Genomic DNA, 17,918 nt, shown 5'->3' on the forward strand with positions numbered 1-17,918 from the left:
ACGCTTAAACTCTTCGCTGAAATTCGATTTGCTCATGATGCTCTTCTTGCCTCAAAATTAGGAAAGAAGGTGTCTACAAATCTAGGGGCTATTCAAACCGGTGTCAGCAATTTCACGCGCAATGTTCAGAAGTCGATCTTTTACGTCCTCGTAGAGGCAATAGATGATTTGGCTCTCGCTCAAGACGTCTTGAAGAAATTCGGTCTGGCTCGCGATGAGTTGATGGACAAGGCGCGTCTTTCCGTACCCCGATGGTCCTATTACACGTACTGCATTGCCGCGTGTAGAAAGAAAGGTAGATATGACCTGCCTAATACCCTCAAAGGACTTTTCCTGTAAAATTGAGGCATCTTCGTTCTGCCAAGTCTGGGTTTCCGATCCTTTGACAACAAATCGCGTATCGTCACTTTGCTGAAACTCGATTTCTGAAATTTCCGGAGATCGCTTCCAATCATCAAACGTTTGAAAACCGCCAAGATAAACATCACGCAGCAACGCGTTGAGCCAAAGCACCACTGACGGATGCGTATTTGTCCAGGCAGCAAGTCTGTTACAGTCATAAATTTGGATGGAAGACAACAAAGACGGATCGCTACCCGTGTCGCCGATTCCCTCTCGAATAGCATTAATACGGCGGTCAACGTTTGTACCGACAACCGGAGTGGGCGTAACGATGACATAGGCGCCGCTCTGCAAAATGGCTTCCTCAAGCGCCTCATTCAATTTTGGAGCTTTGGTGCCTTGCGTGGATTTAGTGTGAGTCTCTGCCTTTAACCCTGCGGGAGAGGTCGCTCCCTTTTTGCTCTGAAAAATCGTAAAGCGGCTGGGCAGCCAATCTGTTTCATTTGGGCCGCCTGACCATGAAACTCGTGAATCGTCACCACCGTCAGGTATGGTGATCTGTGCAGGGGCTGTACCGGATCGTAAAGGGATAGAATTCTTATTGAGTTCGGCGCTGATGAGACGACGTAGAAGATCAATAACCTGATGTTCATCCAGCCGTTCAATCTGATCGGAATTGACCTCAAAAATCATGGATTCTCCCCTGATATATCTGAGTAAGCTGCCCTAAGTTAGGGCGCCACGACAGGAATCACTCATTAGCTGCAGAGCTTAACAAAAACAACCAAAGCTCACATAACGATTCTAGAATCGGCAGGCTCTTGCGATGCACTGGTTTCCAAGCTGTGACTCGACACTATCTATTATGAGGGAGTACCACTTCAAAACTGCTGCATACCACCAGCCACTTTTGGCGCGGATGAGAGCGACGACTGCGGCCAGAACCGCGAATATCTCAAATAGAACCAGGGAACACGAATGGATCAAAAATTGAAGGTCACCACGGGAACCGGATTTGCGGCTGCCGCAATGCTCTTTTCCAGCGCTGTTGCCTTTGCCACGCCAACATACCTTAGCTGTGAATTCGCAAGTTCGAAAGGAACTCCTCAGGTGTTCAATTTCGCTCTCGACGAAGCCGCCGGGACATTTGGAGTTTATGTCCCGGCTTCTGGAAGTCAGAGAATGGAGAAAGGCACCTTTGCCGGTGGTAAAGCGAGCCTGAATGAAGGCTCGGTGGCATGGGAGATCGATATCGCCAAGGGTTCGGTCATTCGTGACAAGCGCATGGTTGGCGAGAAGGATGGTGGAACCTGCAAGACGATCTCGCGCGCGCAGAGCGGCTTTGAAGAGTAATTGTCGGTCTGGACAAGAGGCCAGTATCGAGACCTCCGCACATGGAGCTGGCGGCCCGGCTCATCTATAGCGCCTTGGCGAAGCGTTCCAGTTTGCCCAGCGTTTGCTGACCCAGCTCCACGGCGCCGAAGCCCTTCGCTTGCTGGAACTCGGCTTCCGTGCTGAACACCATGCCCAGCACAACTTTCGTCTCGCCGTCCTGATCTTCGAAGGAGGCCCAGGCATCGGCATGTTTCGGCCCGTTTTCGCCCCATAGCAGCGTATAGCCGATTCGCTCTTCGGGCCGGACCTCGACATAACGATGATGGTTCGGGAAGACTGTGCCGTCAGGGCCAATCATGTCAAAGACCCATTCCCCGCCGGTGCGCAGGTCAATCCTCTTCGTGCGGCAGGAAAACCCTTCAGGACCCCACCATTGCGGCAGCGTCTTCTCGTTCATCCAGGCTTTCCAGACGATGTTTCGCGGCACCTTTATCGTTCGCTCCAGCACCATGGTTCGCCCGGCCACGCTGGCCAGATTATTGAGACCGGCGCTGAAACCTTGTTGATAGCCATCGCGCATATCCTCCGCCAGAGAGGAAAGCTGTACCGTTACGGTCAAGCGGCTACGCTCTTCCGCAGCCTGAAAATCGGCAGTTACCAGCGCTGCCGACTGGGTTACGCCGCCGGATGAGACCACCTCGTAATTCACGCTGCGGCGGGTTGGCTGCAGCTCCAGCCAGCCGCATTCACAGCGAATATCCGGCTGGCCGGCGACCTTGCAGAGCGAAACTTCGCGACCGCCCAGCCTGCTGTCCGCCTCCAGGAATTCCACGGTGACCGAGGGCGAGGGAGAGGCCCACACCGCCCGGGCGGCGGGTGAGAGCCAGACCTGCCAGAGAGCCGATAGCGGAACGGCAATTTCCCGTTCGAAGCTGAGCGTCGCGAAACGGTCTTGTGGCAGATGCGGTTCAGCGTGCGCGCTTTGTTGACCCGGTTTCGTTGTCATTCTGAATCCTCCTTCATGGCCTGCATTGCAAATGCCTCCAGCCGGTCAAGCCGGCTCTCCCACACGGCCCGCTGCTCATCGAGCCATGTGCTTACCGGCTCCAGCGCTTCCGGCACGATGGCGCAGGTGCGCACCCGCCCATCCTTGGACGTGATGATCAGCCCTGCCTCCTCCAGCACGGAAAGATGCCGCATCACCGTGGGCAGACGCAGCCCCGTGGGTGCGGACAGTTCCATGACCGGCGCCGGCCCGCCGCCAAGGCGCGCCAGAATCGCCCGTCGCGTCGGATCGGCCAGAGCCTGGAAGATCAGTGAAAGTTCCTGATGATGCTTAGTCATGTTGCTAACTATCATGTTTCATCGTGACGGGGCAAGGGAAAACTTAGCAGATTAACTAAGTTTTTTCGGGAGGGATGGTCCCGGGGATGAAATGCCGATGCGTCGCCCGGCCGTTTCGTTTGGGTAACCGGCCTTTCCCCTTCATGCGCCTGGCGTTCGGCAACGGGCGGCGGATGCAACTGTTGGGTCGAAAACAAGCCATCAAAAGTTGCAGAAAAAGATTGACTCTCGCTGCCGCCTGAGTGAGCTTCGCCGGGAAAATGACGGGGAAAACATCAAATCATCATGTCACCAGAACGCTTCAATCAATGCCTGCGGGTGATCCGCTGGACGCCGATCAATATTGCGTCCGCGCTGCAATGCGAACTTTCATGGATTGAGGCGCTGGAAGCGGGCAACGAGGAAGTTCCCGCTGGCCTGGCGACATGGCTTGAAACGCTGGCGCAGGCCCATGAAGCTCTTCCGCCTCCGTCCACCTACAGAGGAAAACGGTCGACATTCTGATGCGGCCGGCAGCTTTCGGCCTTTACCAACGATTGGATTATTCGAAATGAAATATGTCATAGCAGCTCTTGGCCTGATCGCCTTCTCAAGCCCCGTCCTCGCCGCATCCTGCGAGAAGAACTTCACTGTCTCAGGCGTACCGATGGTGACGGCTGTCTCTTACAAGTCCTGGCAGGAACTGCCGAAGGCGAAAGCGCCTGCCGTGCTGCAAAAGCTTGCTCAGGCCGTGGCGGCGGAAGGTTTCTCCGGCATCCAGATCAACAAGGCGTTGTCTTCCATCGATGCGCACCAGGAGACCAGCGGCAGCGGCAGAATTCAGACGCTGCGGGTCGTGGCCCGGCAGAAGGGCGCCGCTGTGCGGATTGATGCTGTCTTCAACATTCAGGCAGGACAGATCGCGGACAAGAACGTCATCCGCGAAGGCATCTGCAATATCATCAATGGCGCATGACGCACGGTGAATGAACTGCCCCTTCGCAGTCTCGATGCCGGCGCAAGCTGACATCGAGAAGGGCTGCTAAGCGGGTGCGGCGGATCTGTGGCGGAGCGACCGCGCCGGCTAGCGCGGCGTGGGCATAGGCGGGTTCATGCCGTTGATGGTGATGCTTATGGTATGGCGGGCGACCCCGGAATCTGCGATGGGTGCAGGCAGGGATAGTGTCCGCAGCCGGAAGCAGGCTGCGAATCGACGGGGAAAACATGCCGATCTATGAACTGGCTGCCGTGGGCGCCGCGACGTGCTGGGCGATAACCGGGCTTCTTGCCGCGGGCCCGGCGGGGCGGCTCGGAGCGCTGGCCTTCAACAGGACGCGGCAGCTTTTTGTCGCCGCTCTGCTCGGGGTCTATGTGCTCGCGTCAGGCTCCTGGCGGGAAATTCAGCCCGAGGCGCTGTCGTCACTTCTTCTTTCCGGCTTCATCGGCATTTTTGTTGGCGACACGCTGCTCTTCACCTGCCTCAACCGGCTGGGGCCGCGCCGTTCGGGAATCCTGTTTGCGCTGAATGCCCCGATCGCCGCGCTGCTGGCATGGGCGGTGCTTGGCGAGCAGCTTCCCGCAAGTGCCGTTGTCGGCATAGGCCTGACGCTCAGCGGCGTGCTACTGGCAATTCTCTTCGGCAAGCGCAAGGCGCAGCTGCATGAATGGGAGAGCGTGAAGGGGCCTCTCTGGCTCGGCGTGCTCTTCGGGCTTCTGGCAGCGCTCAGCCAGGCGGTCGGCTCGCTCATTGCAAGGCCCGTGATGGCGACCGGGATCGATCCTCTTGCCGCTTCGATGCTGCGTGTCGGGGTGGCCGCCCTTTGCCTGACTGCGCTTACCATGATGCCTATCGACGCGGTTCGGCCCAGAGGCCCGATGACCAGAAGCCTGTTCCTCCAGACGGCGTTCACGGGCATCATCGCCCTGGCTTTCGGCATGACGCTGCTTCTTTTTGCCCTTTCCGGCGGCAAGGTCGGCATTGTCTCGACACTGTCGGCAACCACGCCGGTGATTATCCTGCCGCTGCTGTGGCTGAGAACGCGGGAGGCGCCGGCGCCCGGCGCATGGGCCGGCGCCGCACTTGTCGTGAGCGGTATGGCGCTCATGTTCTGGAGATAGCTTCAACCCGATGGGGAACGGGTGCGGAAACACCTCATCCGCGTCGAGACTTTTCACGCCGGGATTCAGACAGCAATGACCACTTGCTAAGCAACTTTTGCGTGCTTAAAAGGCGGCTAATATCAGTTCGTTAGAGAGGACCAACTTCGTGGAACAGGAAAACACCCAGACCGGCAAGGGTCGGCGCCGGGCGCTTTGGGCGGCGGTTGCAATTATTGCCGTTGCTGCCGCAGGCGTCATCGGCGGCAAGACCTTCTACGAAGCAAAGGTGAAGGAACTCGTTGCCCGCAGCGGCGCGACGGCCACTTCCATCGAGGTCGATTTTCTCGGGAAAATTCATGTTCGCGATCTGACGCTGCCGCTTGAAGACGGCAAGAATATCAAGATCGCGGCTATCGACGGACGTCCGAAACTTCCGTTTCTGGACGGCGCGCTTGATATGAAGACCATCGATATCGATGTGCCCACCGGAAAGATTTCGATGGCGCAGGCCCGCGTCGAGAATGCCGCTTTCGAAAAGCCGGGACAGGCGAAGGAAAACGGCAACTCCCTGCCCCGGCGCATCGAGCGCTTCGCAGCCGCGCGTATCTCCACCCCCGAGGTGACGTTTACCCAGTCCGTCGCGACCACCGAGCAGAAGACCGTTTACAAGAACGTCGCTCTCTCCGAGATCGCCGGCGGTCGCATCGCCCGCTATTCGATCGACAATGGCGGCTACGATATCAAGATGCAGCTTCCCGACAGCGACGGGGCGATGAAGGACAAGCATATGGTCGTCTCGACCGGCGCAATCGCCGGCGAGAACATCGATGTCGCTTATCTCGCCCGGCTCTATACGGAAAAGGCCGGTCCTGAAGACAAGGAAGAAAAACCGCTTTACGGGCCGCTCTCCGTCAAGGCTGTCTCCTTTTCTGACGGAGACGCTCATTTCAGCTATGATGAAATCCGCAGCGACGGCTTTACCGCCCGCATGCCGTCTGAACCGCTGCTGGAGACCCTGAAAGCGCTGACGACCACCCAAAATCCTGACGAGCTTTCACCGGAAGCGCGCCAGGCGCTTTTCGCAAAGGTCGTGTCCATTCTCGACATGATCGGCAAAAGCAACATGCAGCTCATCGGCTTCAAGGTCGACGCGCCGGATGAAAAGGAAGGGGCGGCTGGCAAAAGGGTCAAGGCCGCCATCGACCGCATCGACATGCAGATGGACAGCCGCAAGCTCGACTTCGGCTTGAATGGCATGTCTATCGGAGATGGCGACGGCAAGATCGAAGTCGCGGAAGCAAGCCTCAAGGGCTTTGACTGGAGTTCAACGATCAAGGGAATTTCCGAGATCATCGCGCTCGACGAGACGCAGATCGAGACCTTTCAATTTAACCGCCTGATACCGGAACTTGGCCGGGTGCGCGTCGGCGGCATCAACGTCGACATGGCCGCGCCGGAAAAGCCGGAGGAAGAAACGACGGGAACGCCTGAACGCATCAAGTTCTCACTCAAGAATTTCGAGATGGGGCTGACCAAGCCCTTCAACGGCATCCCCACCGATATCGAGATCAGGCAGGACGAGCTCACGCTTCCGATCCCCGCCGACTCGGAAGAGGAAGTTTTCGTCGAGGCCCGCAAACTGGGTCTTGAAACGCTCGCCTTCTCTTATGGCCTTGCGGCCGGCTGGGACGAACCGAACAGCAACCTGGTGATCCGCGACATCTCGCTCAGCAGCAAGGATTTCGGCAGCGTCAATTTTGCCGGTCTGGTAAGCGGCTTTACCGAAGAGTTCTTCTCTTTTGACGTCAATCGCGCGCAGGCGGCGCTCTTCGGGCTCGCCGGCCGCGAGGTGAAACTCACGATCAAGGACGAAGGTTTGATGGCCAAGGCGATCAAGCTTTATGCCCTGCAGAACGATATGACAGAAGATCAGGTGCGCGCCACTTTGACACTGGTGGCTGGCATGATGCTGCCGCAGGTGGCAGCTGAACAGCCGAAGCTGCAAAACGCGGTGGAAGCGCTCGTCCAGTTCATCAGCAAACCCGGGACCCTGACGGTAACGGTCAAATCCACGGGCGCAAATGGCCTCGGTATTTTTGACCTGGTTGCCGCCTCCGACAATCCGATGGGGCTTCTCGACAAGGTAGACATTCAGGCGACGGCCGAATAAACCGGCCACTCCTCCGGCAGTCTCAAGCTTGGTTTTCCGAGCTTGAGACTGCCGGAACTGGTATTCTCATGAGATTATGACCTGAACGTCCGAGAAGCCCGCCCTCTTGCGTGCAGGGCGGTGAGGAGCATCAACATGAAAACCGAGCAACTCACTTTCGGCCCCGGCGGGCAGGTTCCCAACAATCAGACCTTTGCCGTCGTCATTTATCGAAATGTCGGCACAGACTTTCATTCCGCGGATTTCGAAGCGATATTTTCCCGCAACGGATGGAGCGGCATCTGGCGCAATGGCGTGTTCGACTACCATCATTACCACAGCGGCGCACATGAGGTTCTGGGCGTGGGGCGTGGTGAGGCGACATTGCAGATCGGCGGGCCGGAGGGGCAAATCATTGATGTCACCCAGGATGACTGCATGATACTGCCCGCCGGAACCGGCCATATGAAGCTGAGATCTTCTGCGGATTTTCAAGTGGTAGGTGCTTATCCGCCCGGTCAAAAGGCCGATATTCAGACATCTTCACCAAACGCGGAAATGCTTGAGCGGATAAAATCCCTGCCGAAACCTGAGACAGACCCAGTGCATGGAGCCTCAGGCGGCCTGATGGAAATATGGCGCTGAAGGCCAGCCCGCCGATCTACCCTTATACCCCGCAGGCATGCGCTTTCAGCCCAGGATTTTGCGCAAGGGCTGCGTGCCGTAGCTAATGCAGCCACTCGCAACTATAAGCGAGGACCGGCTCGGCAAAGCCCTTCAGCCTGTAACGATCGCCATGCACGAGCACATCAGCGCCGCCATATTCCTGGAAGGTCTTGTCCGATATCAGGATCTGATCGCTCTCAGCAGCAGCGCAAAGTCTTGCGGCCAATTGCACGGTCGCGCCGAAGAAGTCATTGCTGTCTTCCACCGGCTCCCCACAATCCAGCCCGATGCGGATGTGAATGGGCTCCCCTTTGTCGCTGTTGTAACGATGGAACTCGCGCTGGATATCAATGGCGCAGTCCACGGCAAACGGCGCGGAGGAGAATACGGCCATTATGCCATCACCGGTATGCTTGACCTCCCGTCCCGATCGTCGCCCCAGACAACCACGAACGAGGGCATCATGCGCACGGATGAGTTCCGCCGCCATGCGATCACCGAGACGGGCCGTCATCTCGGTTGAACCGACAATATCAGTGAAAAGGATCGCGCGGTGGCCGGCGTCCATATCTTTCGAGACAGCCCCAACAGCCACCGGATCCTGTATGCGCCCGAGAAATGCTTCCACCGCCGACAGCGCGACTTCCACCACTTCACTGGCGACAAACCCGTGCGCTTCGCGATGCACGCACTGCGCGGTTGCGGCGTCCGGGGCATCCATAAGGCAAAAGGCCGTGCCGCGTCTTTCATCAAACCAGTAGGTCAAGAACCTGACGCCATACTGATCCTGGATGTTGAGATCTTTAAGGTGTGCCGCAGCAATATCCGCGGCGGAAACGCCGGCAAGCTCGTGCCGGTCCATGAAGATAGGCATTGTTTCCTCCCAAGAGTATTTCGTTGCCTCCTCTGCCAGCCATTTTATGACGTCACCGCATGGACGTCTATCGTTCTTACGGGTGACACCGGACAAGACGGGAACACCGGAAAGGGCGATATTCATTCTCGTTAGAATTTCGGGGCCACTGACGGCCTCTTACCGGCGCTTGACCATACGCCGAAGCAGGGAGCCGGATCGGGCCTTGCGGGGAATGAGGAGGATGTCGCTGACCAGCTTTGCGCCGCCTTCCCGACGTTCCAGCGTTATCTTTCGGCTATGGAAGGCCTCGAGCTCGGCACGATGCGCCACGCTGATGATCGTGGCGTCTGGCAATTCGTCAATCACCGTCTGCATCATCCTGTCCTGGCTTTTTTCGTCGAGAGCTGCGGTCGCTTCGTCCATGACGATGATGTCAGGATTATTCAGCAACAGCCGGGCAAAGGTCAGCCGCTGTTTTTCACCGCCTGACAGCGTCTGGTCCCACGGCGCTTCCTCTTCCACCTTGTCCCTGAGATGGCCAAGACCGACCTTGTCGAGAGCCTCCCCTATTTCTTCGAAAGTCCAGCTCTCGGCCGCCTGCGGATAGCAGACCGCCCGGCGAAGGGTGCCGGAGGGAATATATGGCCGCTGCGGCAACATGAAAAGCCGGCTGCCGGCGCGAAAACTGACGCTGCCCCCGCCCCATGGCCACAGGCCCGCAATTGCCCGAACAAGCGTGCTTTTGCCGGATCCGGATTCGCCTGCGACGAGCACTCTTTCTCCGCGCCCGATTTCGACATCGGTCTCCTTGACGACGGCCGTACCGTCGCCGAGCGACACCGAAACATCCTTGAGGCTGAGCATGGTCTCGCCTTCCGTTTCACCACGGACGATCCGGCCAAGCTTTTCGCTCTGTTCGGCCCGCTCTAGCCCGTCAAGCGACATCATCAGGGAGGCAACGCGGCGTGCGCAGGCATTCCAATCCGCCAGCCGGGGATAGTTGTCGACCAGCCAGCCGAAGGCGGATTGAACGATGGTGAAAGCGGATGCCGCCTGCATGACCTGACCGAGGGACATGCTGCCGTCGAGAAATTTGGGCGCGCAGAGAAGAAGCGGAACAACCGGCGCAATCAACATCGATCCATGCGACACGACAGTGGTGCGCATATATTGCTGCGCCATCTGCTTCCACTGCTGCCGGACATTGCGGAATCTGTTGTCGAGGTCGCTTCGCTCCTCCTCTTCGCCACCAAGCAGGGCGATGCTTTCCCCGTTTTCCCGGACGCGGGTCAGCGTGTAGCGGAATTCCGCCTCCAGCTGGTTCTTGACCTCGGAGACCCTGACGAAGTTCCGGCCGATCAACGCGATGGAACTCGATGTAATGAGCGCATAGATCACCGCCGCAATCACGAGAAAGCCGGGTATCGTGATCGATGCTCCGCCGATCGGCAGCGTCAGGGCGCCGCCGATCGTCCACAGGACGACGATAAAGGTAGACGCCGACACGAAGGCGGCAATGACGCCCGCCACGAAATCCACGGGTGCTTCGGTGGCGATCCGCATATCCTCCGACAGCCTCGCTTCCGGATTCTGATGGTCACCATCGATCAGGTTGAGCTGGTAATAGCGGCCATGTGCAATCCATCGGGAGACCAGCACCTTGGTCAACCAGGAGCGCCAGCGCCGCTGGATGCGCATTCTGACGTAGACCTGTGAGGTCACGATCATAACGCTTCCGAGAACCAGCGGCGGAAATATCGAAGCGAGAAAATAAACCGTGGATGCATCCCGTTTTTCAATCGCGTCGAAAATCCCGCGATTCCAGACGTTGATGCCATATTGGAAACCGACATTTATGCCGATCATCGCCAGGAGCCCGATCGAGAACGGCCATGCCAACGCATCGCCACGGCGGCTCCAGAACCCTCGCGCGCTGATCCAGAAGCGTTTCAGAAGATATTTCTTGCGGGCCTCTGCGGCCTCTTCCGGTGTCAAACCCGAAGCAGGTTCCATTTCCTCCGGCGGTAGGGGATCATCGTTAGCATGAACATTCTCTGCACCATTCTGGCCGGTGCCATCGACTGGTTTCGGTTTTGCGTCAGCATCGGTCATGGATGCTTAAACGGATGGCGGTTTGAAAGGTTGCCGGTCCAGAATGATTTGCCTTTGGCCCAGGCGGCCGCGCTCGCGACCTCTGCTTTTCCCCCACTTCAGCAGATAACCAAATCCCCGTCCCAACAGAACGACGGCAATGACCCGCTCCGTGAGACCTGGCGGGCTTTCATCGGGATCGTGCCCGGTGACTGCGTCGTGATGTTGACCGCAGCACCGGGACGCCTGATCGATCGCAGCCGTGTCACCGTGTCAGGATACTGGAAGAACGGCGAGACGGATTTCCGTGGCGCCGAAGGCGATGAGCGGTGCCCTGCCAATGAACCCCGACTGAATAGTGCCTTCAGCTTCCGTTCCGGCGGGACCGTCTAAAACAAAGACGTTCAACCGCGGTCTTATCCGCCTGAGGAGACACAGTCATGATCCGGAAGTCTTTCATTGCAAGTGCACTCGTCACTCTCGTCGGCATCGCTGCCGCGGCGCCCGCCATGGCCAATGATGTGCGCATCGAACAATATGGCTGGTCCAACTCTGCCGGTGGTGCACAGGAAGGGTATGGCAACCGGATCCGCACCTACCAGAACGGCAGCTACAACCGGATTGTCGGTCACCAGTATGGCCGGCATAACCTTTCTGCTGTCGGCCAGGAAGGGCATGACAATTACGGCTCCACTTATCAGAACGGCAGCCGCAATGTGGCCGGCATCGGCCAGTTCGGTTCCAACCACACCACCATCCTGACGCAGGATGGCAACGGCAATATCGCGGCCGGTGTGCAGGTGGGCCGCGGCTGCAGCGCCAATGTGAGCCAGGGCGGCAACGACAATGTCGCGGCCTTCGTGCAGGCCTGCCCTTAAGCGGCGGTGCGACGTGAAACCGGTCGGGATCGAAACTCAGGTCATCAGGGAGACTAGCCATGCCCCATAGCGTCAGACATCCGCACCGCCTGGCGGCGATCCTTGCAATGGCCCTGCTTCCCGCCGGCGCCGTTGCGGCCATATCGACGGCAAGGGAACCGGCAGAGGGAAAGGTCTGCGAGATCAAGGCGACGCCGCAGGCGGGCATGGTGAGGCTGGAGGCCTTTGCCAGGGGCGACACACCTGCCGGCGGGACCTATGCCTTTCACGTCGAAAAGTCGGGAAGCGGCGGACGTTCGGTCATCAATCAGGGCGGCGACTTTGATGCCGCCGCCGGACGTTCGCAACTGCTGAGCGCGGTGACGCTGGATGCCAAGGGAGCCCGTTACAAGGCCGTGCTCGATATGATGATCGATGGCAGGAGTTTCAGCTGCACGAAGCAGGTTGACGGCGACTAAGCCGCGGCATGTTTGTGAATTATTCACATAGAGGGCGCCAGTTCGGGCGCCCTTTTCTTTTGATCGCGCCGAACGACTGAACGACATGTGAATGGGCAATTCCGGTCGGGTTCAGTTGCAGGATGCGATTATCGATCATCGGCAAGGCGCTGACAGATGGAGATCAGAATGACCCGCAACATATTGAAACTTCTTACCGTTACCCTGCTTGTTGGTGGCCTGACACCCATTGGATTTGCCGCACCCGCCCATGCCGGCGGCCGCATCTCCTTCGACCTCGCACCCGGCAATGCCGCCGATGGTGACCTGCTTTCGACAGGTCTTCGCGCCTATTCGCTCTACCGTGGCCTGAAAGATGCCGATATCCGCCAGCTCGGCCGTGGCAACGCCGCCGGCATCGCCCAGAACGGCGGCGGCAATCTCGGCTTTATCCGGCAACGCGGCGTTGGCCATTCCGCGACGCTGCAGCAGAATGGCAACAACAATGCCTATGGCATCTTCCAGTATGGCCGCAACACGGAAACCAATGTAGTGCAGGATGGGAATAACGGCAGCGGGCTGACCTTCAGTTATGGCTGGTAAGGAAAGCGGACGTCCGATCATGGGTCGATCGGAAAGGCGAATCCCGCCTTCACGCGGTCCATGACGACCATCGTCTTGAACCCCTTGATGTCATGGTTCTCATAAAAGAACCGGCGGGTGAAGGCTTCATAATCTTCCATATCCTTGGCCGTGATCACCAGGATGAAGTCGGCGTCACCAGTCACATAATAACCGATCATGACCTCCCGGGTGGCGCGAATGGCGGCCTTGAAGCGATCGACAATATCGGCCCTTTCTCGCTCCAGCGAGACGAGAACGATCATGGTGATGCCACGCCCGACGGCCTTGGGCGAAATAATTGCCACATCGGCTTCGATCACCCCCTCATCACGCAGGCGCTTTAACCGACGCTGGCACGCGGTTGGTGACAGGTTGACGATTTTGGCCAGCTCTTCCGATGTCAAGCGATTGTTTTTCTGCACGGCGTCAAGCAGCGCTCGGTCGGCTCGGTCAATCTGATTCATGCGGGATCCCTGCGTTTTTATATAAAACTAAGCATTATTCCTGCGTCAAAGCGCGCTTAAACGCTGCCGGTCAATCATGCAGCGCAGTTAAGCTTCTGACAAATAAAAAGGGAATCTGCTCATGAAAGCTATCGCCAGCGCAGCGCTGAAAAATCTTCAACGACCGGAGCTGATCGAGCATCGTGCCTTTCTGGGCGGACAATGGGTGGCACGCCAGGAGACGCTGGGCGTTGTCGATCCGGCAAGTGGCGATCATCTGCTTGATGTGTCCTCATGCACAATTGAAGATGTCGATACCGCAGTGGAAGCAGCCGGCAGCGCCTTTCTGGCGTGGCGGGACATGCTGCCCGTCGAACGCGGCGATATTCTGCGCGCATGGGGCCGCCTGATGCGCGACAATCTCCGTGACCTCGCCACCATCATCAGCGCCGAACAGGGAAAGCCGCTTTCGGAATCGCTCGGCGAAATTTCCTACGCCACCGGTTTTCTCGACTGGTTTGCGAGCGAAGGCGAGAGATCCTATGGCGAAACAATTCCGAGCCACCTTAAAGGCGGCAATCTTTCCGTGCGGATGCAGCCGATCGGCGTCACGGTGGCCATCACACCGTGGAATTTCCCCTCAGCCATGATCACCCGCAAAGCGGGCGCGGCGCTTGCTGCCGGCTGCACGATGATCGTCAAACCGGCACCCGAAACACCGCTTTCGGCGCTGGCCCTGGCAAGGCTGGCGCAGGAAGCGGGCATGCCGGCAGGCGTGTTGCAGGTTTTGCCCGGTGAAGCCGCGCCGCTTGCTCGTCGGCTGCTGGAACACACGCAGGTGCGGGCTTTTTCCTTCACCGGCTCCACCGAGGTTGGACGCCTGCTCCTCACGCAATCGGCGGCGACCATCAAGAAAGCCTCGCTGGAACTCGGCGGTCATGCGCCCTTCATCGTCTTCGGCGATGCGGATCTCGCTCAAGCCGTGCAGGGCTGCCTTGCCGCCAAATTCGCCACATCGGGACAGGACTGCCTCGCGGCAAACCGCATCTATGTTCAACGCGGGGTTTATGACCGTTTCATTGATCGCTTTGCCAGCGCAACCGACAAACTGACGGTTGGCCATGGCCTTGAACCGGGTATCGACATCGGCCCGATGACGCGGCCGTCCGTCGCCGAAAAGTGCCGACAGCAGATCGCGCAGGCTCAGTCTGCCGGCGCGCGCCTCGTCTGCGGCGGACAGGACAGTCCGCTCGGCGGCAATTTCGTCACGCCCACCGTGCTCGCCGACGTGACTGACGACATGCTGATCGCCCGCGAAGAAACTTTCGGTCCGGTCGCCGCCATATTGCCCTTCGATGAGGAGCAGGAGGTGATCCGCCGCGCTAATGCGACGGAGATGGGGCTTGCGGCCTACGTCTACACCAACGATCTCGGCCGGGCGATGCGCCTGACCGACCAGCTCGAATACGGCATGGTGGCGGTCAACACACCGAAATTCACCGGTGCGCCCATTCCATTCGGGGGCTGGAAACAATCAGGCCTCGGCCGAGAGGGCTCGCGCCACGGCCTCATGGAATATCTCGAACCCAAATATGTCTGCTTCGGCAATCTGGCTGCATGAAAGGAACTCGCCTATGACCATCGACATCAAGACTATCTCGGAAATGGATCGAAATGCGGTTCTGCATCCCTTTACGCAGTTGAAGGATTTCGCCAGCGGCAAACTCGGCGAACCGACCATCGTTGAAACCGGCAAGGGCATCCGCATTCAGGACGCCCATGGCAGGCAGCTTATCGATGGCTTTGCGGGGCTTTATTGCGTCAATGTCGGTTATGGCCGCACCGAGGTGGCGGAAGCCATTTCCCGTCAGGCCTACCGGCTTGCCTATTACCATTCCTACGCCGCCCATACGACGGACGAACTGGCCATTCTTTCCGACCGGTTGGTGAAGATGGCGCCCGGCAAGATGAGCAAGGTGTTTTATGGCATGTCCGGTTCCGATGCCAACGAGACCCAGGCCAAACTCGTCTGGTATTACAACAACCTGCGCGGCAAGCCGCAGAAGAAGAAAATCATCTCCCGCGAACGGGGATATCACGGCTGCAGCGTGGTCTCGGGCTCCATGACCGGCATGAGTTTTTATCATGACCACATGGACCTTCCGCGCGCAGGCATCCTCCATACCGGCGTTCCGCATCACTATTGGGGCGCGGAAGCCGGCGAAACGGAACTCGAATTTTCCAGGCGGCGCGCCGAAGAGCTGGAAGAGCTCATTCTACGCGAAGACCCGGACACGATCGGCGCCTTCATTGCCGAACCGGTCCTTGGCACCGGCGGCATCACGCCGCCACCGGAAGGTTACTGGCCGGCGATACAGGCCGTCCTCAAAAAATACGATGTCCTGCTGATTGCCGATGAGGTCATCACCGGCTTCGGCCGGACCGGCTCCATGTTCGGTTCACAACATTATGGGATCGAGCCAGACCTGATCACGGTCGCCAAAGGGTTGACCTCGGCCTACTTCCCCCTTTCAGGCGCGATTGTCGGCGAGAAGGTCTACAAGGTGATGGAGGAAGGGGCGGATCGCGTCGGCGCATTTTCGCACGGCTACACCTATTCCGGCCACCCGATCGGTGCGGCTGCGGCGAATGCCGTGCTCGACATCGTGGAAAAAGAAAACCTGCCGGGCAATGCGCGGGCCGTCGGCAGCTATTTTCAGGAACAGCTGAAGGCGAAATTCGCGCAGCTTCCAATCGTCGGAGAGGTGCGTGGCGTCGGCCTGATGGGCGCAATCGAATTCGTCGCTGATCGGGAGAAAAAGACCCGTTTTGCCCCCCATCTCACGGTTGGCGCTCGCGTTTCCAAGGCAGCGCGCAACGGCGGTCTCATCGCACGGGCCATGCCACATGGCGACATTCTGGGTTTTGCGCCGCCGCTGGTCACGACCCGGGAAGAGGTGGACGAGATCATCGCCATAGCCGAAGCAGCCGTCCGCAGCGTCATGGATGATCTGGTTCAGGCCGGCGAGAAAATCTGACGCTCAGACGTCGCGTTCAACGGGCGCTACCGCTGCTTATCTGCACGGCAAAGAGATGACAGTTGCGCCTATTTGCGGTGCAATTGTCATCTCCTCTGCATAAGGCTTCATCTTTTTGCAGAAGCGTGCATAATGTCATGAAATTACCCCTCTAAAAACGAGACAATTTCATGCGTCGTCAAGCCAATCCGCTCAGCCCAGATCCGGCGCCATCAACCAGGCCGGTGGCGTGGCGGCCGATGCTGGCCAAGCAGAAGGGTGAAACGAAACATTCCGCGCTGACGGAACGCATCATTGCCGATATCGACGCCGGCGTCCTGAAGCCGATGGATCGCATGCCGACCCACCGGGATCTGGCGCGCGAGCTTGGCCTTTCGGTACAGACCGTCAGCCTGTCCTACAAGGAAGCTGAGCGGCTCGGTTATCTCAGCGGCGAAATCGGCCGCGGCACTTTCGTCAAGGCACGCGTCACGGATCGTGCCGGCCGCATGATGCTTGATCACAGCCCAACCGAGGTGCTTGATCTCTCCATCATCCGCGGCGTTTATCTGGAGGAACACGAGGCCGCCTCGCGCGCCATCCTTCGTGAGTTGGCCGACGGTGACAATTCAGGCTTCATGCGCCCATGCCGGCCTGTCGCGGGTCTCGACAGCCATCGTGAAACCGCGCGGACATGGCTTGAAATGATGGGCGTGACTGCGAGGGCCGAACGCATCCTTGTCACCAACGGCGCAGCACACGGCATTTTCCTTGCCTTGAGCTGCATTGTCCGCTCGAACGACGTGGTTCTCTGCGAAAACCTCACCGATCACGGCATTATCGGCCTGTCGAACATTCTGGGCTTCAGCCTCAAGGGCCTGCCCACCGACGAGGAGGGCATTCTGCCGGACGCATTGGAGGCCGCCTGCGAAGCAGGCGGCGTCAGGGCTCTCGTGCTCATTCCAACGCTCAATAATCCGACCGGACATGTCTCAGGCGCAGAGCGCAGACGGGCCATAGCCGCAGTTGCGGAGCGGCATGGGGTCTTTGTCATCGAAGACGAGGTCTACCGACCGATGATAGAGGATGATCTGCCATCCATCGCGGAAATGCTGCCTGATCTGGGCTTTTTCGTCACCAGCTTTACCAAGACGGTGCTGACCGGGCTGCGCGTCGGTTATCTCGTCGTGCCTCCTGCCTACTCCATCCGCGCCGCCTCGATCCTGCGTGTGTCGAGCTGGAGCGGAACCTATCTGACGGCCGAGATCGCCACCCGCTGGGTGGAAAACGGCACCGCGCGGCGTCTGCTGGACGTGCAGCGCACCGAAGCACGCGCACGGCAAAAGATTGCGACGGAGATATTGGGCGACCACATAGCCTCGACCCATCCCCTCTCCTTTTGCGCCTGGCTCAAGGTTCCCACACGCTGGACAGAGGATGGACTGGTGCGTTCGCTGACAAACCAGAACGTCGCAGTCACCCCTTCGGAACCGTTTGTTGCCGGCCCGGGCCATGGCGGCGGCATCCGCATTTGCCTCGGTGGCCGCCTCAATCATCCCGCCCTTGTCAAGGCGTTGACGACCGTGCGCCAGGCCTTCGAGCAATTGCCGCCCGTCTACGATATAGGTTCAATCGGCTGAGGTGGCCGGTTGAAAAT

Annotated in this window: 19 protein-coding genes; 13 read left to right on the forward strand and 6 right to left on the reverse strand. The window is 58.7% G+C overall.

Annotated elements, in window-relative coordinates; all coding sequences use genetic code 11:
• Positions 1-81 precede the first annotated feature (81 nt).
• On the reverse strand, positions 82-1,035 hold the full coding sequence (locus CFB10_RS19180; protein ID WP_020009929.1) for a hypothetical protein: 954 nt from the start codon (positions 1,033-1,035) through the stop codon (positions 82-84).
• A gap of 285 nt (positions 1,036-1,320) precedes the next feature.
• Here CFB10_RS19180 and CFB10_RS23830 point away from each other — a divergent pair, with 285 nt between their 5' ends.
• Positions 1,321-1,695 (forward strand): hypothetical protein, encoded by a 375-nt coding sequence (locus CFB10_RS23830; RefSeq protein ID WP_244559879.1) that lies wholly within the window; start codon positions 1,321-1,323, stop codon positions 1,693-1,695.
• 64 nt (positions 1,696-1,759) lie between these two features.
• Here the strand turns inward: CFB10_RS23830 and CFB10_RS19185 are convergent, their stop codons facing one another.
• Positions 1,760-2,683: an SRPBCC family protein gene (locus CFB10_RS19185; protein ID WP_020009927.1), complete on the reverse strand. Its 924-nt coding sequence runs from the start codon at positions 2,681-2,683 to the stop codon at positions 1,760-1,762.
• Positions 2,680-3,021 (reverse strand): helix-turn-helix transcriptional regulator, encoded by a 342-nt coding sequence (locus CFB10_RS19190; RefSeq protein ID WP_020009926.1) that lies wholly within the window; start codon positions 3,019-3,021, stop codon positions 2,680-2,682. Before CFB10_RS19190 ends, CFB10_RS19185 begins: the two co-directional genes overlap by 4 nt.
• 285 nt (positions 3,022-3,306) lie before the next feature.
• Here CFB10_RS19190 and CFB10_RS19195 point away from each other — a divergent pair, with 285 nt between their 5' ends.
• The 5 genes from CFB10_RS19195 (at position 3,307) to CFB10_RS19215 (ending at position 7,894) form a co-directional block, all read left to right on the forward strand.
• Positions 3,307-3,525, forward strand: coding sequence for a hypothetical protein (locus tag CFB10_RS19195; protein WP_003505772.1), 219 nt, complete (start codon positions 3,307-3,309; stop codon positions 3,523-3,525).
• Positions 3,526-3,571: 46 nt separating this feature from the next.
• The gene (locus CFB10_RS19200; RefSeq protein WP_020009925.1) at positions 3,572-3,976 is read left to right on the forward strand and encodes a hypothetical protein; all 405 of its coding nucleotides are present in this window, start codon (positions 3,572-3,574) and stop codon (positions 3,974-3,976) included.
• A gap of 248 nt (positions 3,977-4,224) precedes the next feature.
• On the forward strand, positions 4,225-5,118 hold the full coding sequence (locus CFB10_RS19205; RefSeq protein WP_026363556.1) for a DMT family transporter: 894 nt from the start codon (positions 4,225-4,227) through the stop codon (positions 5,116-5,118).
• A 148-nt stretch (positions 5,119-5,266) separates the two neighbouring features.
• Positions 5,267-7,270 carry a hypothetical protein gene (locus CFB10_RS19210; RefSeq protein WP_020009923.1) on the forward strand — a complete coding sequence of 668 codons (2,004 nt, stop codon included), beginning with the start codon at positions 5,267-5,269 and terminating at the stop codon, positions 7,268-7,270.
• A gap of 135 nt (positions 7,271-7,405) precedes the next feature.
• Entirely contained in the window at positions 7,406-7,894 is a 489-nt protein-coding gene (locus CFB10_RS19215) for a hypothetical protein (protein ID WP_020009922.1), read from the forward strand.
• An 82-nt stretch (positions 7,895-7,976) separates the two neighbouring features.
• Here the strand turns inward: CFB10_RS19215 and CFB10_RS19220 are convergent, their stop codons facing one another.
• Positions 7,977-8,789 carry a nickel-binding protein gene (locus CFB10_RS19220; RefSeq protein ID WP_026363555.1) on the reverse strand — a complete coding sequence of 271 codons (813 nt, stop codon included), beginning with the start codon at positions 8,787-8,789 and terminating at the stop codon, positions 7,977-7,979.
• 159 nt (positions 8,790-8,948) lie between these two features.
• The gene (locus CFB10_RS19225; protein ID WP_026363554.1) at positions 8,949-10,883 is read right to left on the reverse strand and encodes an ABC transporter ATP-binding protein/permease; all 1,935 of its coding nucleotides are present in this window, start codon (positions 10,881-10,883) and stop codon (positions 8,949-8,951) included.
• Between CFB10_RS19225 and CFB10_RS23835 the strand changes: the two genes are divergently transcribed.
• From CFB10_RS23835 to CFB10_RS19240, 4 genes are all read left to right on the forward strand, one after another.
• Complete coding sequence (locus CFB10_RS23835; RefSeq protein WP_020009919.1) at positions 10,815-11,255, forward strand: hypothetical protein; 441 nt, start codon at positions 10,815-10,817, stop codon at positions 11,253-11,255. The two genes, CFB10_RS19225 and CFB10_RS23835, sit on opposite strands and share 69 nt — an antisense overlap.
• Before the next feature lie 47 nt (positions 11,256-11,302).
• Entirely contained in the window at positions 11,303-11,740 is a 438-nt protein-coding gene (locus CFB10_RS19230) for a curlin (RefSeq protein WP_020009918.1), read from the forward strand.
• Positions 11,741-11,799: 59 nt separating this feature from the next.
• Positions 11,800-12,198 (forward strand): curli-like amyloid fiber formation chaperone CsgH, encoded by a 399-nt coding sequence (gene csgH / locus CFB10_RS19235; protein WP_026363552.1) that lies wholly within the window; start codon positions 11,800-11,802, stop codon positions 12,196-12,198.
• Positions 12,199-12,366: 168 nt separating this feature from the next.
• Entirely contained in the window at positions 12,367-12,780 is a 414-nt protein-coding gene (locus CFB10_RS19240; RefSeq protein WP_026363551.1) for a curlin, read from the forward strand.
• A gap of 17 nt (positions 12,781-12,797) precedes the next feature.
• Here the strand turns inward: CFB10_RS19240 and CFB10_RS19245 are convergent, their stop codons facing one another.
• A complete protein-coding gene (locus tag CFB10_RS19245) occupies positions 12,798-13,265 on the reverse strand; it encodes an Lrp/AsnC family transcriptional regulator (protein ID WP_020009915.1) in 468 nt (155 codons plus the stop codon).
• A gap of 121 nt (positions 13,266-13,386) precedes the next feature.
• Here CFB10_RS19245 and CFB10_RS19250 point away from each other — a divergent pair, with 121 nt between their 5' ends.
• From CFB10_RS19250 to CFB10_RS19260, 3 genes are all read left to right on the forward strand, one after another.
• On the forward strand, positions 13,387-14,865 hold the full coding sequence (locus tag CFB10_RS19250; protein WP_020009914.1) for an NAD-dependent succinate-semialdehyde dehydrogenase: 1,479 nt from the start codon (positions 13,387-13,389) through the stop codon (positions 14,863-14,865).
• A gap of 13 nt (positions 14,866-14,878) precedes the next feature.
• Positions 14,879-16,282, forward strand: a complete 1,404-nt coding sequence (locus CFB10_RS19255; RefSeq protein ID WP_020009913.1) for an aspartate aminotransferase family protein — start codon at positions 14,879-14,881, stop codon at positions 16,280-16,282.
• A gap of 170 nt (positions 16,283-16,452) precedes the next feature.
• Positions 16,453-17,901: a PLP-dependent aminotransferase family protein gene (locus tag CFB10_RS19260; RefSeq protein ID WP_034501056.1), complete on the forward strand. Its 1,449-nt coding sequence runs from the start codon at positions 16,453-16,455 to the stop codon at positions 17,899-17,901.
• Positions 17,902-17,918 lie beyond the last annotated feature (17 nt).

Origin of the sequence: Agrobacterium sp. 719_389 (genome assembly GCF_900188475.1) — a bacterium.
In the GTDB taxonomy this organism is placed as follows: Bacteria; Pseudomonadota; Alphaproteobacteria; order Rhizobiales; family Rhizobiaceae; genus Agrobacterium; species Agrobacterium radiobacter.

Excerpts from the sequence above, each read along its gene's own strand:
- CFB10_RS19260 (WP_034501056.1), top strand. The coding sequence starts at position 16,453 with ATGCGTCGTCAAGCCAATCCGCTCAGCCCAGATCCGGCGCCATCAACC.
- CFB10_RS19230 (WP_020009918.1), top strand. The coding sequence starts at position 11,303 with ATGATCCGGAAGTCTTTCATTGCAAGTGCACTCGTCACTCTCGTCGGC.
- CFB10_RS19195 (WP_003505772.1), top strand. The coding sequence starts at position 3,307 with ATGTCACCAGAACGCTTCAATCAATGCCTGCGGGTGATCCGCTGGACG.
- csgH (WP_026363552.1), top strand. The coding sequence starts at position 11,800 with ATGCCCCATAGCGTCAGACATCCGCACCGCCTGGCGGCGATCCTTGCA.
- CFB10_RS19205 (WP_026363556.1), top strand. The coding sequence starts at position 4,225 with ATGCCGATCTATGAACTGGCTGCCGTGGGCGCCGCGACGTGCTGGGCG.
- CFB10_RS19200 (WP_020009925.1), top strand. The coding sequence starts at position 3,572 with ATGAAATATGTCATAGCAGCTCTTGGCCTGATCGCCTTCTCAAGCCCC.
- CFB10_RS19185 (WP_020009927.1), bottom strand. The coding sequence starts at position 2,683 with ATGACAACGAAACCGGGTCAACAAAGCGCGCACGCTGAACCGCATCTG.
- CFB10_RS19215 (WP_020009922.1), top strand. The coding sequence starts at position 7,406 with ATGAAAACCGAGCAACTCACTTTCGGCCCCGGCGGGCAGGTTCCCAAC.
- CFB10_RS19220 (WP_026363555.1), bottom strand. The coding sequence starts at position 8,789 with ATGCCTATCTTCATGGACCGGCACGAGCTTGCCGGCGTTTCCGCCGCG.
- CFB10_RS19255 (WP_020009913.1), top strand. The coding sequence starts at position 14,879 with ATGACCATCGACATCAAGACTATCTCGGAAATGGATCGAAATGCGGTT.
- CFB10_RS19180 (WP_020009929.1), bottom strand. The coding sequence starts at position 1,035 with ATGATTTTTGAGGTCAATTCCGATCAGATTGAACGGCTGGATGAACAT.
- CFB10_RS23835 (WP_020009919.1), top strand. The coding sequence starts at position 10,815 with ATGAACATTCTCTGCACCATTCTGGCCGGTGCCATCGACTGGTTTCGG.
- CFB10_RS23830 (WP_244559879.1), top strand. The coding sequence starts at position 1,321 with ATGGATCAAAAATTGAAGGTCACCACGGGAACCGGATTTGCGGCTGCC.
- CFB10_RS19240 (WP_026363551.1), top strand. The coding sequence starts at position 12,367 with ATGACCCGCAACATATTGAAACTTCTTACCGTTACCCTGCTTGTTGGT.
- CFB10_RS19225 (WP_026363554.1), bottom strand. The coding sequence starts at position 10,883 with ATGACCGATGCTGACGCAAAACCGAAACCAGTCGATGGCACCGGCCAG.
- CFB10_RS19245 (WP_020009915.1), bottom strand. The coding sequence starts at position 13,265 with ATGAATCAGATTGACCGAGCCGACCGAGCGCTGCTTGACGCCGTGCAG.
- CFB10_RS19250 (WP_020009914.1), top strand. The coding sequence starts at position 13,387 with ATGAAAGCTATCGCCAGCGCAGCGCTGAAAAATCTTCAACGACCGGAG.
- CFB10_RS19190 (WP_020009926.1), bottom strand. The coding sequence starts at position 3,021 with ATGACTAAGCATCATCAGGAACTTTCACTGATCTTCCAGGCTCTGGCC.